Annotated in this window: 11 protein-coding genes; 2 read left to right on the forward strand and 9 right to left on the reverse strand. The window is 52.2% G+C overall.

Translation table 11 applies throughout. The features are described 5' to 3' along the window. Positions 1-6: 6 nt before the first annotated feature. The 5 genes from HDF08_RS09420 to HDF08_RS09440 form a co-directional block, all read right to left on the reverse strand. The gene (locus tag HDF08_RS09420) at positions 7-1578 is read right to left on the reverse strand and encodes a right-handed parallel beta-helix repeat-containing protein (protein ID WP_179638194.1); all 1572 of its coding nucleotides are present in this window, start codon (positions 1576-1578) and stop codon (positions 7-9) included. 413 nt (positions 1579-1991) lie between these two features. After that, positions 1992-3428: a right-handed parallel beta-helix repeat-containing protein gene (locus HDF08_RS09425; RefSeq protein WP_218884538.1), complete on the reverse strand. Its 1437-nt coding sequence runs from the start codon at positions 3426-3428 to the stop codon at positions 1992-1994. Between the two features lie 76 nt (positions 3429-3504). Next, a complete protein-coding gene (locus HDF08_RS09430) occupies positions 3505-4917 on the reverse strand; it encodes an O-antigen ligase family protein (RefSeq protein ID WP_179638196.1) in 1413 nt (470 codons plus the stop codon). A 60-nt stretch (positions 4918-4977) separates the two neighbouring features. Continuing rightward, a complete protein-coding gene (locus tag HDF08_RS09435; protein ID WP_179638197.1) occupies positions 4978-6015 on the reverse strand; it encodes a polysaccharide biosynthesis/export family protein in 1038 nt (345 codons plus the stop codon). Further along, complete coding sequence (locus HDF08_RS09440) at positions 6002-8287, reverse strand: GumC family protein (protein WP_218884539.1); 2286 nt, start codon at positions 8285-8287, stop codon at positions 6002-6004. Before HDF08_RS09440 ends, HDF08_RS09435 begins: the two co-directional genes overlap by 14 nt. Before the next feature lie 1896 nt (positions 8288-10183). On the opposite strand from HDF08_RS09440, the gene HDF08_RS09445 reads away from it, so the two are divergent. Then, positions 10184-11296, forward strand: a complete 1113-nt coding sequence (locus HDF08_RS09445; RefSeq protein WP_179638199.1) for an acyltransferase family protein — start codon at positions 10184-10186, stop codon at positions 11294-11296. Between the two features lie 49 nt (positions 11297-11345). Here HDF08_RS09445 and HDF08_RS09450 read toward each other — a convergent pair whose 3' ends face one another. Together HDF08_RS09450 and HDF08_RS09455 are read right to left on the reverse strand one after the other, a co-directional pair. Next, positions 11346-12449, reverse strand: a complete 1104-nt coding sequence (locus HDF08_RS09450; RefSeq protein WP_179638200.1) for a glycosyltransferase — start codon at positions 12447-12449, stop codon at positions 11346-11348. Positions 12450-12742: 293 nt separating this feature from the next. Continuing rightward, positions 12743-13558, reverse strand: coding sequence for a 2OG-Fe(II) oxygenase (locus tag HDF08_RS09455; RefSeq protein WP_179638201.1), 816 nt, complete (start codon positions 13556-13558; stop codon positions 12743-12745). 546 nt (positions 13559-14104) lie between these two features. Here HDF08_RS09455 and HDF08_RS09460 point away from each other — a divergent pair. After that, a complete protein-coding gene (locus HDF08_RS09460) occupies positions 14105-15607 on the forward strand; it encodes a sugar transferase (protein WP_179638202.1) in 1503 nt (500 codons plus the stop codon). Between the two features lie 86 nt (positions 15608-15693). Here the strand turns inward: HDF08_RS09460 and hemA are convergent, their stop codons facing one another. Both hemA and HDF08_RS09470 read right to left on the reverse strand, forming a co-directional pair. Further along, positions 15694-16974 (reverse strand): glutamyl-tRNA reductase, encoded by a 1281-nt coding sequence (gene hemA, locus HDF08_RS09465; RefSeq protein ID WP_179638203.1) that lies wholly within the window; start codon positions 16972-16974, stop codon positions 15694-15696. Further along, on the reverse strand, positions 16971-17780 hold the full coding sequence (locus HDF08_RS09470) for a cytochrome C assembly family protein (protein WP_179638204.1): 810 nt from the start codon (positions 17778-17780) through the stop codon (positions 16971-16973). Before HDF08_RS09470 ends, hemA begins: the two co-directional genes overlap by 4 nt. Positions 17781-17816 lie beyond the last annotated feature (36 nt).

Below are 17816 nucleotides of genomic sequence, written 5' to 3' on the forward strand. Positions count from 1 at the left end.
AAAAACTCATTTAGCGGGCGCAGCGTTCCAGACTATTTGGCCGTGCTGATCGAAACCTGCGGCTTGAAATTGTACGAAGGTCTTCACGCCAAAAGCTTCAAAGTGATGCTTATCCAAACCAACCGTGATGTGGTACGTGTTGTAGTCGATTATGTTGGCTACGCCCGTCGCGACAATGCCCATGACTCCACCTGCCCCATCTGTTCCTTCGTAGGTGACGTTATTATTCTCGACCGTGTCATAGGCTCCGAGGTGGGGTCCATAGGTTCCAGATCCACGATCCTGATTGACGATGACCAAGCCGCTGCCATAGGCAGCTGCCACGATGACCGTATTGTTCTGCACCACAGTGTTGGTTGAATTCTGCACGGAGATTTGGCCATCCCACATGGAGATGCGGGGTGCAGCGCCATTTCGGTTAATGGTGTTGTCTTCGATCACGGAGTTGTAACCGATCTCATGCTGTATGCCCGAGCCGGCATTGTTTTCTATGCGGTTACTCTTGTAGTGAACGTAGATGGAGTTGCCATCGTCCCATAGCCCGGTGCCGTTGTTGTCATGTACGTAGTTGTTTGAGATCTCGGCGATATTCAAATCTCCAAATTTTGCGCCGCCTGCTTCCCACCCATAATCGAACCAGTCGTAGTTATTGTAGGCAATCTCGTTATTGACGATTTGCAAGTTGGCACCGCCGCCGCCTATGCCCTTTTGCCCATTGTGATGGAGGTAACTGTTCTCAACGGTGCTATTTGCGCCGATTTGAACAGCCCCACCATGGTTGTAAAGGCCGACAACATTGTTCACTGTCCAATAGGCACCATTCCCGTTGCCTCCAATTGCCCCTGTTTGAGAGGGGGAAGCGTATCGCTCAACCGTCAGATTTTTGATGGTAACGTTGGTTGCATATCCACAGAAGGCGCAGGTCGATGTACCAATCTCAAAGGTTTTTGAACCCGGGTTGAAGTTGATAACGGCGGTTCCATTTGTGCTGTCATAGAACCACGTGCTGGCTGTGAGTTGACCGGTACTTGCAACAGGCATCAAAACTGTCGAACTCACGAATAGTTCCCGAGTGTAATGGCAGAGCGTATGCCCGGTGAAACATCTACCCAAATCGAGTGGATTGGCGCCAATACTCGCCTGCCAAAGTTGTGGCGAGGATCCGGCGACCGACGAGAACTTTATTGGTTCTGCTCCATCGAGCACGACCATTCCTGTCGCAGGTCCGGCAAAAGAATCTCCCTTCTTGGGGGTGATCTGTTGGAGATGGTAGGTGCCTGCGCTAAAGACGAAACTGGTGCCCTCCGGAGCACCTGCCACGATTGTGGCGATATTTTCACCCGTTTTTAGGGAGATTGTTTCGGCATTAGACAATGAGGAGAACATAAAAACAGACACACAAATCGCTGAAGAACGTAAGAACCGTCTCGGAAGCTTCGGAGAAGAGACAAAATTTCGAAGAAAGGAGAGTTGGACACCCAGAAGGCTGGTCCAAATTTGTGTTTTAAAGCCTTCCGCTGAATGGACGAAAGAACGATGAGCGAACCGCCACTTCAGAAAAAACTTGGATTGTTTCATGCCGACTCCTGCGAGGTTATGAAGAGATCAGTTGAGAGGTGGTAGCCCACAACAGAGCTGTAGAACCCCTTCATCTACAACTGGATACCCGGCAAAAATGTGCATTGCTGCAGCATGAAGCGGCCCCTCGACCTCCTCGCTATTTAGAGAGAAACATCGAGTGCGTTGAATTGTGCTTTTGTGTCTAACTGCAACCACTCTACCAAGAATCCGAGGTGAGCATACTGATTTTTGCGCAAATAGTTGCAACTTTGGAGGTATAGCAGTGGATGGCCGCTTGATGGATCGGATCAAAGATTCGTGACGCACATGCGTGCGAGATTGCGAGTGTTGGATCTTGGGCACTTCAGCGAAGGAACGATCAACTTTCGGATGCAGAAGGGCCGAGATCTCCCCTCGATTTTCCCTCGCGCTTACTGCTTTATTTGTTTGCCAGCAAGGTCTACCAGGCTGCTGTTTGGATCGTTTCCGAGTGCGCGAAACTGTTCCCAGGTTTTCTTTCCACGGTTTTCAAAGTGTTCACCACCGGCTTTGAGAATATATGTATTGTTATCGAAGTGATTATTTGTCGCGGATCCCGAGGCATCCATCAAGCCACTGGCTCCTCCACGGCCTTCGAAGGTGATGGTGTTGTGAATAATTTGATTATTCGCACCGAGCCTGGTTCCCAAATCTCCCATTCCACGCTCTTGATTGATAACAACTATCCCGTTGCCAGCGTCAGGGGGCACGATAACAATATTGTCCCGAACGATAACATTGCTTGAATTCTGTACGCTAATCTGTGCCTGCCAAAGAGAGATACGCGGCGGTGCTCCGTTCCAGCGAACGGTGTTCTGTTCGATCAGAGCGTCGTAACTTATCTCATGTTGAATTCCGCTGCCAGCATTGTGCTCGACTCGGTTCATGCGGTAGGTCGTGTTCTTATTATCGATATCGGTCCACAGTCCGCTGCCAACGTTATCGTGTACGTAGTTATTCAGAACTCGCAGGTTGGTGGTGCGGGCAAATTTGGTGCCGCCAGCCTCCCAACCGGGATCGTAACCGGCGTAGTTATTGAACGCGATTTCGGAGTTTTCAACCAGCACGTTCGCTCCGCGCGCCCCAAGGCCCTTTTGCCCATTGTGATGGATGTTGCAATGCTCGATCGTGGCCCCGTCTGACAGTTGAATGCCAGTACCGTGAGAAAATCGCACTTCGGTGTCGGTCAAGGTCCACCCTTGCGCGCCACCTTGTCCGTTACCTAGAGACCCTTGACCTCCAACAGCTCCAAATTGCGGAATGGATGCATACTTTTCCACGATGAGGTGAGAGATGGTTACATTTCGTCCCGTATTGTTGAACGCGGTTTTGGCGACGGCTATCTCGAGTTTATGGCCAGCGGGATTGAACCCTATCACAGCGCTGCCGTTGGCTTCGTCATAAAACCATGTGTTTACGCTTAGTGCGTCAGAGCTCGCGACTGGCATCAATGGCTTGTCATCAAGGTACAAGTCACGTTGAATATTGCAGAGGGGGTGGTCATGCATACAGCGAATCTTCCCGATAGTAATAACGCCCACCGGAGCAGACCAGACGTTGCCTGAGCCACGAAAATTGAGAGGCTGCGCCCCATCCAGGATTACGTTCCCTTCCCCTGTAAAACTGTCGCCATCTTTCGGATTGATTTGCTGGCCGATGTAAATGCCTGGCGAAAAGACAAACTTTGTACCTGGCGGTGCCGCTGCAACCCGTGCAGCGACGTCAGTTCCGGGGGCCAACTTGACGATCTGTGCCGTTAGCGGCGTAACCGCCGACACTATTAGTATCGTGGCTAGCGCACAGAGGCGCGACTTGTCGTTATGCTTCACGGGTGCCCCTGGTGTTTGGTGTGAGTAAAAAATGTACCCCTCCCTCTTCCGCTCCCCCTGAGAGATTTGATTGAAGTTAAGAGGAGGCTGTACGGTTGGATTGAATATGAGCGAGAACCGGAAGTTCAGTCCAGTCGCTTTCTGCCACTAAGTTTGTGATCGTTCCGTGGTCCGCATAAGCGAAGTGCTCTTTGTAAACAGTTTGCAGAGCTACACCAAAGCCCATTAACGACCAGAACCAGATGCCCAGTTGAGGGCCTTCCAGAGCAACGTCGAAGCAGGAGTCAACCACCATGGCGAGCCAGTAGACGAAACACCAGAGCGCGACGCGGGACCATACCACGCGATCGCGCCTCTTGGCGTGGAGCACCATCCTGACCATTTGAAACGCGAAGGTCACTAATAGCGCAATCCAAAGCGCAAACCCTGGAACACCGGACCGCGCGAGAATTGACATGCTCGAGTTGTGGGGTGCTCGCAGGACATGTCCTGCTCCAATCTGAAAACCATCGGAATCGGCTAAATTTACGCCGTATCCTTTTCCAGTCCAGAAATACGAGCCGCCAAAGGTATAGCCTATGATTTTCTTCCACCAATCCAGCCGCCAGTGCGCCGTATTGCTCGTGGCAGTGTTGCTTGAATCCTGAGGGAAAAAGACGCTACTCACGTTGGTTACAAGTTGGTCAAGAGAAAGGGTGCGGGCAGCGCTGATGTGCACCTTAGCTCCCGCCGCGCCGAAGACTAGAAGTACAGCGACAACTCCGCCAGCTAAGATTATTCCCGCACGCCCCCAACTGATCTTTTTGGCCAGCAACGTTACCAGGACGAGAGCTACGATAACCGAAAGCATTCCACCACGATTGACCGACGAAACGAAGACGAATGACACCAGAGCCCCAGCAGCGGTTATCAGGTACCGCACAGAAGCGCGCGGCTTAGAGTCGGTTCGCTGCCATAGCATGTCGAGCGAAAGAAGAAGGAAGGCGAACACTCCCGCCAGATGGGCCCCCATGTCTCCCATTTTTATCGAGAATAAGCGGGTTCCTCCTTCAGTTTCGTCGTCTGCGTGGAGTAGAAAACGGAGCATCATGAGCACACAAAGTATAGGCGTATACCACATGAGAAACCGCCCATACACAGTAGGAACGCGCATCAACATCTTCGGCCGGCGAATCAACAGGCTGGCCGCAAGCAAGAAAAAGATTCCGTAGATCCAGATCGCTGAATCGCGCACTGTATCCACGCCGTAACTGCCCAGATAGGGCAAAGTGCAGCCCAAGTTGAAGACGGCGAAGACAATATAGAGCAGACCTAACGGGGTACGCAGTACAGGCATGATGGCGCCGGGCACCAACGCCAGCAAAATGCCCGGCACAAGAACCAGCTCTCCCACGTAAATCGGTGGGACACCGAAGTGCGCGAAGCCACGGTCCAAGACCATGTACCCCAAAAGCAGCCCCGCCAGCATTTTTAGCCAAAACCTGTACATTGCGTCCTATTCGACCTGCACATTCAACCAAGGCAAGGATCGGGCCTTAGAAGACTCTTACTAATGCGACACGCCGGTATAGATAAGTGCGTTCGAAGCTTGGAAAGCTAGCTGCTTCGTGGTTCCGAGCGTGAGTTTCGTCTTGCTGTTCGGGATATAAACGATATCGTCCGGCTCGAGCGGTTTAGGGTTAGCTTTGCCTGCAACGATGGCTTTGTAGTCGATCGGTATGCTGATCAATCCGTCATCGGTCTTCCGAATGATACGAATCTTCCCCAGGGCAGCGTAGTAGTTCGTATCGAGCGCAAGGGAGATCGCCTGAATGACATTCATGGAACCATCCGGCTGCATCACGTATCCGCCGGGCCGATTTACGGCACCCAGTACATAGACAATTCCTGCTCGATTTACGACGACAGTATCACCTGCACTCACAGTGAATTTCTTGAGGTTGCTGGTGTCACCGTCATGCAGGAATTTAACAACCTCTTCGTCGTGGCTAGATCCATGCCTGAGGATGATGCGGTTGCCTGCGTTGGCAGTGGCCCCGCCAGCGATGGTAATTGCTGTGAGCAAATCGGTTGGCGAGATCAACTCATAGTTGCCAGGAGACTGAACTTCACCCAAGATTGCTGCCTGAGGCGAGACATACTGCGTGATTGAAATCGTAATCTGAGGATTTTTAAGCATCTCAGATTTCGTATAGGCGTTCTCAATTGCTACCCCCGCCTCGGCTTCGTTCATTCCTTGCACATGTACATGTCCGGCGAGAGAAAGATTTATTTCGCCATTTTCACTAACACGGGCGTCCTGATTGAGCTGGGGCTCGTTAAAGACGGATATTTGAAGAAGAAATCCTGGCTGAATTCTAAGCTTCTCCAGGTCGGCAGGCGCTGCAACGATGCCTCCACCCGCTGCATTGGCGCCAAGAGGCCTTCTTCCAAATACGGATTGGGGTTGGGTGTTTGGTAACGGTCCAGTCTGCTGTTGTGGAATCAGTGAAGGAGTCTGTGCTTGGACGAGCCTTGATGGCACTGATGCTGCAAACAAGAGCGATAGAACAAAAAGAGTATGGGTATATGTATTAATTTTTGGCATAGGAGCTGGCAGCGTCCTTTCCGTGATATCCGTAATAACCGTAGAAATTCGACGAGTCGAGCGCCACGTCGTTAACGATGACTCCAAGCAACTTGCTACCGGAATCAAGGAGCGCACGGCATGATCGCTGAAACGCCTGTTTTGGCGTGACTCCAGCGCGTACAACGAGTACTGTTGCGTCCATCATCGGAGCCATGACACTTACGTCCGCGAAGAAAGAGACAGGTGGCGAATCGATCAGGATAAAGTCAAAATTCCGTTTGAGATTCTCGAGCAATTGCCTGAAACGAGGTGACTCAATCAACAGCAGAGGCGACTCCAGCGAACTTCCTGAGGGGAGAACGAAGAGATTGGCTACTGAACTGTGCGGTTGGATGAAGTCGTTGGCATCCCCTTCGCCGGCCAGCAGATCGCTCAAACCCTTTTGTGTATTCTTCCCTGATCGAGTATCTACTTCCGCCCGACGAAGGTCGCTATCGAGGGCGAGCACCCGTGCTCCGCTAAAGGCAAAGGCGCTAGCAAGTTCGATGACAGAATTCGATTTACCATCGCCGTTCATCGGGCTTGTCACGAGAATAGTGCGGAGCGCCGCTCCAGCTGTGTTTATCAAGATCGAGGCACGAATCTGACGATACGCTTCGAGGGAAAGTCTATCTTCATTCTCGATTCTTTGAGAATGCCCGTTGATGACTCTTCCCACGCTGCTAGCCAGCCCTCTAGGGGAAGAGGCCTGTTTGAGCCGCGTGAGGCTGGGTACGGCACCAAGAATCGGCACAGGCGAAACTGCCTCCATCGCCTCAACTGTCTCAAGTGTATGGTCACCACGATTGCGATAGAAGGCCGCTCCCAATCCAAATAACAATCCAGCGCCAAGGCCGAGGGATAGGTTTAAAGGGTAGTTCGGCGAACTTGGAGTTGGCATGGGCAGCGCGCGGTCAACGATGGTAATATTCGCTCCGCGTACACTAGCGGCAACCTCTGCTTCACGGAGCTTCGTTCGCAGGCCTTCGTAAAGAGCACGGTTCCCTTCGGCTTCTTTGCTCAATAGCTGAAACTGAGTCGCCTTATCGTTAAGCTTGTTAGCGTCAGCGACGTTCTGATCGTAGGTTTGCTTAAGCATCGATTCGTTCTTAGCGGCGAGGGAGTAATCATTTTCCGCTCGCGATCGCAGGTTATCTACTGCACGAGCGATCGAGCTTTGGATGGAGGCCATCTGGCTCTTTGTTTCAACAAGCGTCGGGTAACGAGAGCCATACTTGCTTTCCATATCCGAGTACTGAGCCTTGAGCTGCGCTTCCTGCAACCTCAGACTTTGAAGCACAGCGAGATCCGTACCGGCAACTCCATTAAGCACTTGAGGATTCGATCCTAGTCCCACAATGAGTTCTGGATCGCGGGTGGCCAGGAGTTTGATAATAGCTTCCTTTTGAATTCGCTCCGACTCAGCCTGAACGACAGATTGGTTGAGCGCGACAAGCTTTTGCAAAAGCGGATTTTGTGCGTTATCCGAGCCTGTGCCGACAAACCCAAAGAAACCATTTTCTTTCTCAAAGTCGGTAACCTGCTTGTTAGAAACCGCAACTTGTTGTTTGAGATCCTCGATCTGCTTCTGCAGCCAGTCAGAGGCCTGGACGGCACTCGAGTAATGTCGGGCGATGTAATCGGATATATAAATCCCAATTAGCGAGTTGACGACGGCGGCCGAACGCTTGGGGTCGCGGTCATCAAAGCTTATCTGTACCAGACGCGTGCCCGGAAGAGGTTTGACATTGAGATTCGACTTGAACCGCTTAAGGACTTCGATTCTACGGAGCGGAGCATCTGCCAAAGGCAAATCAGCCTCGGCTGCAAATTTGCCGATCTTTGAAGTCTTATATGGATCGACTGCCTCAAGATTGTTCTGCTGAATTGTTTCCATTGCAAGGCCGTCACTGTGCAACATCTCAGTCAGGGTGGATAGGTTCGTTCCGAGATCGTCTGCTCCGGAATCAGATTCTGGGCTGAAATCGCTTAGGCCGAGCTTATTACCGTCGGCCGACTTCAACTCAACGTGAGCCACGGAACGATAGTTGGGCGTCATGAGGAGCGAGCTTAAGAGCGCTAACGCCAACCCTGCCAAAATGCTCCATAAAATCACAGGCCTTTGACGTCGCAATACACGACTAACATCACCCATCGATAATTCTTCGTGGATTGTGGAGCCAAAGCCACCGTAATGCTCCATTGCTTTTGGTCCCGGACGCGCATCAGGCAGAAGCGGGTTCATTGACATTGAGCGTTATCCCCAAATTATTTTTTGTATTCTGCGAGTGGCTGAATGCGAACGGCCAGATATCAATTCACCCTACGTTCGATTTTCTACGCTTCCGTGACCGCCAACTCAAGATAGACCATCACTACCGAACGTTATGAACTTCCAGCATCATTCTATTATGAACAAGCGTCATGTGTCTCCACAAAACTCTCATCTAGCTTTCACCGTAGGGAAGTTACTTTTCATAAGGGTTACCGTGGTGCAGGCAACCTATGTCGGAAGATGTAGTTGGCCGATTTGTAACGTAGTGGAAAGAAAGCGACCAACAATCAATGACGACAAGGGATCTCTACCGCTTACGGCTTCTGGCCTGCAACATTTTCCAGCAGCGTGATATCGGCGGCCGTATAAGTATCACGGATTTGATCGTCATTCCGGGCCAAAAGGACGTTGGAATGGTACAACCCAACGTCCTGAGTTCCAGGAGCGAAGGGGAATCGCAAGGGGCGGGTCCAGACTTGTCGAATTTTGTTGCCAGCCCGCAATGCGTTCGCGTGAAGCCAGACATCATCCGCTTTAGGGCACAGCTGCATGAACACGGAACCAGCGGCCTTGAGACTGCGAAGCAACGAGCAGGGATAGATGCAACCAGAACCACCGGTAGCAAAATGAAGAAAGCTTGGAGCTGTCGTCCTGCATGGCTGCCAACTTTGATAAGGTGCAACGGCTCGATCTCTGAGCTCTACAATGTGAGCTCGATAGCAACTCACTGACTCTGGATCTGCTTGATGCGATCGTACGAGGCCGGCGAGCCACCAGTCGCAGTACAACATGTCGTCGTCAGCAGTTGCCAAGGGAGTTTCATAAACGTCTGTCGACATCAAATACGGATAGTATTTTTTGTGGGGACCCAGATTCTCACACGGATGGATCTCCAAGCCTCTGCGAACTAATCTCTCAAGTCCAGGCGTTCTTACCGCATCCATCTCATCCTTATCCACCCACAGGATGAGCCTTGAAGGGAGAACCGATCCAGCGGCGATCGATTCCAAGACGAGATGGACTGTCCGGAGCCGATCTCCGTAACTAGTCATCGACACGACAGGGCCGCCAGTCGCAGTCACCGGTGCGATGGATTGGTGGTTGCGTTGGCGCAGTCGAGCCAAAAGAAGTTTCGTGTATTTGGTCTCGTGTCTGAGAAGAAAGAGCCAGGTTCGGACGGCTTCAGAAGATAGAGCAAGCTTCGCGGTATCGAGTGTCAAATAAAAAATCCTCGTGCCTACGTCGGGAAGAAAGGTTGGATCAGAGGAGACCGTATCGACTTGTCTTGTTTGTCTTGAAAATTTTAGCATTGTTCCTAAGGAATCGGGATTCTAAATTTAGGTTGCCACGCTCGCGGATTAATTTCAAAGGTGTTGCGGATCGATGTTGCATCACTCGCAACCACTTGCGTAACAATTTCCAAAATTTGTGTCCGGGAGAGTTTAGTAGGGATCAAAAAAAATCATCGCTCGAATATATATGCCGCGCAGATTACATCTTTTTAGAACCGTCGCATGCGCATAGTTGGTTATAATCTGGAGCAAGAGATCCTATTGTTCTCGATGTCTTTTTGTTGATACAAGCAAGGCTTCCGAGCCATCAAAATAGTATTCCGATGCGGCATCGTGAAATCTGTCGAGATGGGTTCAATGCGTGCTTAACTGCATTAGTGCCTGTTAGACGCCCGTTTCGAAGCGTGGATCTGGAACGTCCTTATTAGCTCTTCGTAATTGACAGTCTGGTGATGTCGTTAATCTCTATCTGAATGCCCAAGAACTTAAGGTCACGCTAATGCTAGCAGCCATCCAAAGGTCGATCATAAGACTTCACAACAGATCTGATAGTGTTCGGCTTCCCGCGTACTCGGTGCACATGGATGCGATTCGAGCTATCGCTGCTTTTCTCGTTCTTGCCGGTCATGCGAGGATGCTCTTCTTTGGCGAACACCAACTTCATAGAAACCCTGCAGCGGCAGGGGCGAGCGCACTTGGCTTAGGCGGCCAGGCGGTGATGGTTTTCTTTGTGCTGAGTGGATTTCTGGTTGGCGGCAGCGCATGGCGCTCGATTCAAGAAGGTAGATGGTCCTGGCGCAAGTATCTTTTCCAAAGAATGACCCGGCTGTGGATCGTCCTGATCCCGGCACTGATCGTTGGGGGGATTTTTGACCATGTTGGCATGCAGTTTCTCTATAGCAATGGAGGTATCTATTCAGCGCCGCCGGGTCAGGGGATGATCGAGCCAACTCTTGGAGCTGCAATGGGATTAAAAGTGTTGGCCGGCAATGCCTTCTTCTTTCAAAAGATTCTAGTTCCCTCCTACGGAACTAACGCGGCAATGTGGAGTTTGGCAAACGAGTTCTGGTACTACATGCTCTTTCCCCTCTTACTCTTGATTTTCGTAGGCCGAACGCCGGTCATTCTACGTGTGCTGTTTGGGTTAATCGCCGCCTGCATTCTTATGCTGATTGGAATAAAGATTGCCGGCCTGTTTTTGGTGTGGCTGTTGGGCTTTGGGGTTTCGACCTTGGAGTTAACGATTCCGCCGAGGTTCAGGCGTCCCGCTACGATCGTTGCCTTGCTTCAATTCTTAGCTGTGGTTACAGTCCTACGCCGGTATCAGACACACTTCGTATTGACTGCCAGCGCGATTGGCCTGAGCTTCGCACTATTTCTTTACGTGATTCTGCATGCGAGGCAGCCTGTCAATAGTCTTTCCTACCAGAGAGTTGCGACAACATTGTCTAAATCTTCCTACACTCTCTACCTGGTGCACCTGCCGTTTCTAGTGTTCCTGGTAGGTTTGGTCAACAAGCCCTGGCACGCGTGGCCCAAACGGCCGACGTACTTGTTGTTGTCGATCTTATTCGTGGTGATCGCATATTCTTACGCATGGATTATGTATTTGCTCTTCGAGCGCAACACCGATGCGATCCGCAAGCGGCTTTTTGAAAGAAGAAGCTTAGCGGCGCCCGCTGTGAGATCGTAGCCGTTCCGACGCTTATCCGATCTTTCTGCTCACTATCAAGTGAATAGGGTCATACGTATGAGGGACGGTGAGCCTCAATACATTCCTGAAAGGCAGCCATGAGTTGTTGATAGTTTTGCTCTTCGGTGTAGAGAGCAAGATATCTTGCCCTGGCTTGAAGTCTCAACGACCTAAGACGGTCCGGATCAGATGTGAGGCTGCTGACGACAGAGGCAAGTTCTACACTATCTCCGGGCCGGTACAGGAGACCGGTCACGCCGTCTTCAACCATTGCCTGCATAGGTGGCGTAGCGGCTGCGATGACTGGCGTTCCTTTGGAGTAAGCTTCGACGATTGTGCGGCCGAATGGCTCATACCACTCTGACGGAAAGATCAGAAAAGCAGCATTGCCCAAGTATTCGCATACGTCGGAGAGCGACCTGCGGCCTAGATATTCGATACGTGAATCGGCTTCAGAAGCTTCCCTGACGATTGATTCGAGAGGGCCGTCGCCGATAAGCTTCAGACGCACCGGTTGCAGAATGTTCTTCCAGGCTTTGAGCAGAGAACGAACACCTTTTTCCTCTGTGAGACGTCCGACATACAGGCCGTAGCCGCCTGAACCGTCGCCGACCCCGGTGTCCGAGATAAAGTTCGGTTTGACTATAATTCTATCTTCGGGAAATCCACCTGCGACCAATTGTTGTTTTACAAAGCTACTGACTGCTATGAACCTATCGACCGAGTCTCCCCACACCCCACGCAGATGAGCGTAGACATTGCTGGCGACTACTGCGGCTGACTGCAGATAGCTCTTCCGATAGCAACGATGTTGAATGGCGGAGAGGGCTACCTTACTGCCAACGCATGTAGTGCAGACGTGGCCATCGCGAAACAGGTTAGCGGAAGGGCAGACGAGCCTGTAGTTTCTTACCGAAAGAGCGGTTGGGATACCCATCTCTTTTGCGGCACGAAAGATTGAGGGAGAGAGACGAGGGAAAAAGTTATCCACCTTCATAATGTCCGGCCGTTCCGACCGAATGAGCTGTTTTATGTTATCGAACTCTTTAGAATTCCAGATGGATTGCAAGCCTACAGTGATCAGGTTCTCAGAACGAATTTCAGCATTGTCCAAGACATACTCAATGACTTCCTCTCCGCGGGAACGAAGCATCGAGATTTCCTGCTCTCTGGACTCGTCTTCTCCACCTCGGTAGATATATCGATTGTGTAGAAACAGAATCCGCATCAGGCCTCAAGATCTATGAATATTCAGTTGGGATACAGTCGCTCTGTCCATTGTGCCTTTTGGTCTGGACTTATGAGTGAGAAAGATCTCTCACTCCATTCCCTCGGTCGGAAGTTGAGTGCCGCTGACGGATTGACGCGTCAAGTGACAAGATGCAGGTCCGCCCAATGTCTGCGAACGGTTTCTGAATAATGCAGTGACACGCGACTACTTAAGGGCTACTTAATTTTCTGGCGAACAAAATCGTAGAAGATAGGTGGCGTAAATTTACGGGCGAGGCTGCGCACGGTGGGTTTCGGCCCATAGATATCAGGCGCATACATGGAGCTGTGTACACCTTTTTCCTTCCCGAGGATGCCTCCTGCTGTGTTGTAGTAGGCCATGAAAGAGTAGCGCGAACGGCCTGACGGTTCTACTACCGGATTGACGCCATGAAAAGACGTCCGAGAGACCTCCATCAGTAGAGTTCTATTAAAAACAGGCTCAATCTCTGCAACTTTACGGCTTGCGTCTTTATTCCACAATTCGAGTTGTCCACCGTACTTCGGAGACCAATCCTGATTAAGGTAGATGATCAGCGCGAGGCGGCGCGTCAAACCGCTGGTGAGGTCCTCGTTTGAGTCGATGTGAACATCAAACTTTCCTTTTGGAGGGATAATGCTGTAGCCGGCGCCGTGCATATATGGATCAGGCAGCAGGTTCCAGATCCCCGTGATCTCGGATAAGAGATAAAGAAATGGGGCCGAGTGAAGAAGTGCGACGAGCTGAAATCCTGCCTCGCCGAGCAAAACGGCAGACTTCTGACCGAACTTCTCGATTTTATGGGTGTTATGGTGTACCCAGTCGGACCTCTTGGCTACCGACATCTCGTTCATTACAGTAGTTAGCCGGTCGGGTTCGAACAGATTATCAATGGTGAGATAAGGAAAAGGCGAGTTACTCCGATATCGTTCGGCTAAGCTTGCAGAGCTCTCTGGGATGGAAAGTTGATCAAGCCGAGTTGAGACGTCTCGAATGCTAGTTTCGTTTTGCATATCGCTCCCTGACACCGACGCAGTGGGTTGCATTCTTGATAGAACCGAACCATTGGTGGGTTCATTGCTCCTCCGCCGGGCCGTTACCTCATCCCTGTGAGGGAAATGAATTTCCTATAATTAGGAAAAACTCTGGTACTTCAAGTTATCTAAAGCTCCATAATGCCTTTTTGTATGCATTGATTTTCGTCTTTCGAGGGAAAGTCAATGCCAACAACACTTATGTGTGCAATTGCAATGCCAAATAGCTACTAGCGGAAAATCACCGCAAGTCATGATTGACGAGCTTTAGAAAGAAGTTCTTACGGCTGATGACCATAACCCAAGCTGTTGGCCATCTTGAGGGACGGGCCTACGTTCGTATGCGACGTCGTAAGAAATTCTCATACAAGTTACAGCTGTAGTACAGCGGCCGGTTGGCCCGACAATTGCATTATTTCAGAATAACGGCGCTCACTGAGAAGCCCTTCTCAAACCGTCCGCTCTATTGTGACGGGCTCCGTAATTAGTTACCGTAGTTACGTTAGGTAACCTAAATTTCAAAAGTTGAACACGCATCATAGAGGCAAAGCGCTAATTGAAGGGATGCCAATGACATTGTCGAATAGAGGTATCTTTCTGGAATTAGTAAAACTTAGCGATATTTTACTTCTCTTTTGCAGTTTGGCGGCAGCTTATGTTGTCACCTCCGGGCATCAGGCTTTTGGTTTACCTAGGTCCCTGGTGACACATCATCCTGTTGAAGTATTTCTGGCGACGCTGTTATTGGGCATAGTATGGCACGGAGTTTTATATTCGAATAAGTTCTATCGCTCCAGAAGAGTGGATGGATTCCTCATGGAGGCGATGGATGTATTTCTTGCGAGCGCCTTGTGCGCTGCAGCCTGCTTTGCCTGGCTGTGGGTCATAAGTTCCCGCGCGACACGTACTTATCATGCAAATGAGCTCGCTTCAACTGCGGTCGTTTTTGGGATCGTCAGCTTTACGGTCTTCCTCTCGACACGATTTCTGGGACGGACTACGGCGCACACACTTCGTTCCAAAGGCTATAACCTTCGCCATGTATTGATCGTTGGGACGAATCGTCGGGCCCACGCTTTTGCACAGGATGTACTGCGGCACCCGGAGTGGGGTTACGATGTGCGGGGCTTCATTGACGGCCAATGGTGGTTCCAGGAGACGGCTACATCCGGTCTAGGGAACCTTCTTGGGGATCTGGAGACGATTCCGTCGCTGCTGCGAACAATGCCTATCGACGAAGTGATCGTGACCTTGCCACTCGCGTCGTTTTACCAGCAGATTGCAGAGGTGGTGGCTACGTGCCGCGACCATGGGATCACGGTACGGGGAGTGGGATCATTCTTCGATCAGGAACAGGCACATCGAACTGCCTACCTTCCGGGTGGCATTGGCACCATTACTCTGCACGATGAGTCTTGGAATGCGTGGGGATCGATGATAAAGCGAGTAACCGATGCGGTCGTTTCGGCGGTGCTTTTGCTGGCCCTTGCTCCTGTCTTTTTCATCGTTGCGTTATTGATCAGGTTGACCTCGAAGGGTCCGGTCTTCTTTCGTCAGACCAGAATTGGCTATGGCAAACGACCTTTCGAGATTCTGAAGTTTAGGACAATGGTGTCGGATGCCGAGAAGTTGATGGCCCAGGTGGAGCATTTGAACGAGACGAAAGGTCCCACCTTCAAGCTGAAGAATGATCCTCGTATAACACCCCTGGGCAGGTTTCTACGGAAGTCAAGTCTTGACGAGATTCCTCAACTCATCAATGTGTTTCGTGGAGACATGAGTCTTGTCGGCCCACGGCCACTTCCCGTGAGAGATTATGAAGGTTTTACGAAGGACTGGCACAGGAGACGATTCAGCGTCAAACCCGGAATTACTTGTTTGTGGCAGGTGATGGGGAGAAGCTCGATCAGCTTCGATGAGTGGATGGCTTTGGATATGCGTTACATCGACCAGTGGTCGGTATGGCTCGATATCAAGATCCTGTTTCAAACTATTCCTGCAGTCTTTCGTGGCTCCGGGGCAGTGTAAATACAGATCTCCGACAACACCAGTTGGTATGGCGGCTCGCGACTAAGAAGGACTCCTAGTAGACATGACGCGAGAGCGCCTGACATCTACTCGGAGTCTTTTTTGCGTGTTGATTCGCGGAGCGCGGTGAGTTGGGGATGGAGAAGCTTGGCTGTGAGCGAGCGGGTCAGGGCTTCGACGGCGTCACGCTGTTGGGCGGTGAGGTCGGCGAGCTTGGATTGGGAGCGGTCTAGTTCGGCCTGGCGGAGCTGCTCGGCCTGCTGCTGAAGGGCTTTGATGGCGGGGACTGCGTCGCGGGATTGAAGACGCTCCTGATACTTGTCTACTTCCCTGCTGACGATAATCTCGGCGGCGGCGACTTCGCGACCGCGATCGGCCAGATTGGCGGCGGCTACCTGCTGGAGATCGTCGATGTCATAGACGAAGCAGCCTTCGACCTCGTTCATGCGTGGGTCGACGTCGCGGGGGACGGCGATGTCGATGAAGAACATGGGCCGATTGCGGCGGCGATGGAGGAAGTGCTGGCCGTGGGAGCGACCGAAGATCTTTTGGGGGGCGCCGGTGGAGGTGATGACGATGTCTGCACGGTCAGCCTGCTCGTAGAGGGCTTCGAAGGAAATGGCTTCGGTGTGAACGGTGAGGCTGCTGAAGTCGGAGGCTATTTTTTCAGCACGGGATTGGGTGCGGTTGGTGACAAGGATGGAGGATGCGCCCTGCTGGATGAGATGACGGGCGGCTAACTCGGACATTTTGCCGGCACCCACCAGAAGGACAGTCTTTCCGTAGAGGGAGCCGAAGATCTTCCTGGCGAGATCGACGGCTACCGAGGCTATGGAGACGGAGCTTGAGCCAATTTGAGTTTCGGTGCGGATTTTTTTGGCGACAGTGAAGGTGCGTTGCATCAGGGCTTCGAGGTGGCTGGAGACGGCGCCGGCGTCACGGGCCACGGTGTAGGCCTCTTTGACCTGGCCGAGGATCTGGGGTTCGCCGACGACCATGCTGTCGAGCGAACTGGCGACGCGGAAAAGATGGCGGACGGCTTCGCGCTCGCGAAACTCGTAGAGATGCGGTTGGATGTCGTGCGGTGGAACGGCGAAGTACTCGTGCAGGAAGCGGAGGAGGTCGGTTTTGTCCTGTGCCGATGCGGCTTCGGCGTCGTCCTGGAGGGTAAGGAGCTCGACCCGGTTGCAGGTGGAGAGGATGAGGCCTTCGCGGACGCCGGGCTGGTGGAGAAGGGTGCGGGTGGCGTCGGCGAGGCGTTCAGCGGGGATGGCGAGACGCTCGCGTACCTCGATTGGTGCGGTGTTGTGGTTGATGCCGAGGAGGACGAGACGGCCCTGTGTGGATGTGGGCTTGGCTTGGTTCATGGGGCGCTAAACCTGTGGACTGCGGAGAACTGGTTTGCCACCCACACGGTGAGTATGACCAGGAAGACGAAGCTGGAGAGGTAGACGGCTCGGCGGCCTCGGAGGCCTGAGATTCGGCGGATATGGATCATCGCCACGTAAACCAGCCACATGGCGAATGCGAGAAGGATCTTGGGGTCGCGGAAGTAAGAAGCACCGACGGTGGCCTGGGCGATGAGCGAACCGATGAGAAGGCCGGCGGTCATACAAGGTAGGCCGAAGAGGAGGGCTTTGAGGGCGATCTGATCGGTAGTTTCAAGCGGTGGCAGCCATGAGATGGTTGGCGATTTTTGCTTGAGGCGGCGCTCCTGCACCAGGTAGAGAAGCGACGCCAGCATGGAGAGGAAGAGAGCGGCGTAGGCGGCAAGAAGAAGAGCAACGTGGAGGAAGATCCAGCCGGTGTGAAGAATTGGGAAGGTGGTGCTCTCCTGACCCGGATGAAAGGCCGGGAGTAGGCAAAAAAGGAAGCAGATGGGCAGCAGGAAGATGCCGAGCGAAACGGTGCGGTAGCGGGCATAGACCAAGAGAAAGGCCAAGGCGAGAAGAAGGCCCAGGAAAGACTGAGTTTCGTGGGTATCTACTGGAAGGCGATGGTGGGCCGCGTTGAGCATCTCGGCCAACGAGACGAAGTGGAAGAATACTGCGGCTACAGTGGCGGGGACGGCGATGTGGCGCCAGCGGGGGCGGTCATATAGGGCCGCCGGCAGGACCGCAAGCGCGGCGATGCCGTAGAGTAAGACCGCGACTCTGAGCCAGAAAAGAGACATAAGTGACGTACTTCGCGGAGTTTTCCGCAAACATCG

Origin of the sequence: Tunturiibacter empetritectus (assembly GCF_013410875.1) — a bacterium.
Classification (GTDB): Bacteria; Acidobacteriota; Terriglobia; order Terriglobales; family Acidobacteriaceae; genus Edaphobacter; species Edaphobacter empetritectus.

What these genes read in the sequence shown, in the direction of transcription:
- HDF08_RS09450 (WP_179638200.1), bottom strand. Translation starts at nt 12,449, where the DNA reads ATGCTTCGTTCCCGCGGAGAGGAAGTCATTGAGTATGTCTTGGACAAT.
- HDF08_RS09435 (WP_179638197.1), bottom strand. Translation starts at nt 6,015, where the DNA reads ATGCCAAAAATTAATACATATACCCATACTCTTTTTGTTCTATCGCTC.
- HDF08_RS09420 (WP_179638194.1), bottom strand. Translation starts at nt 1,578, where the DNA reads ATGAAACAATCCAAGTTTTTTCTGAAGTGGCGGTTCGCTCATCGTTCT.
- HDF08_RS09455 (WP_179638201.1), bottom strand. Translation starts at nt 13,558, where the DNA reads ATGCAAAACGAAACTAGCATTCGAGACGTCTCAACTCGGCTTGATCAA.
- hemA (WP_179638203.1), bottom strand. Translation starts at nt 16,974, where the DNA reads ATGAACCAAGCCAAGCCCACATCCACACAGGGCCGTCTCGTCCTCCTC.
- HDF08_RS09445 (WP_179638199.1), top strand. Translation starts at nt 10,184, where the DNA reads ATGGATGCGATTCGAGCTATCGCTGCTTTTCTCGTTCTTGCCGGTCAT.
- HDF08_RS09440 (WP_218884539.1), bottom strand. Translation starts at nt 8,287, where the DNA reads ATGTCAATGAACCCGCTTCTGCCTGATGCGCGTCCGGGACCAAAAGCA.
- HDF08_RS09430 (WP_179638196.1), bottom strand. Translation starts at nt 4,917, where the DNA reads ATGTACAGGTTTTGGCTAAAAATGCTGGCGGGGCTGCTTTTGGGGTAC.
- HDF08_RS09470 (WP_179638204.1), bottom strand. Translation starts at nt 17,780, where the DNA reads ATGTCTCTTTTCTGGCTCAGAGTCGCGGTCTTACTCTACGGCATCGCC.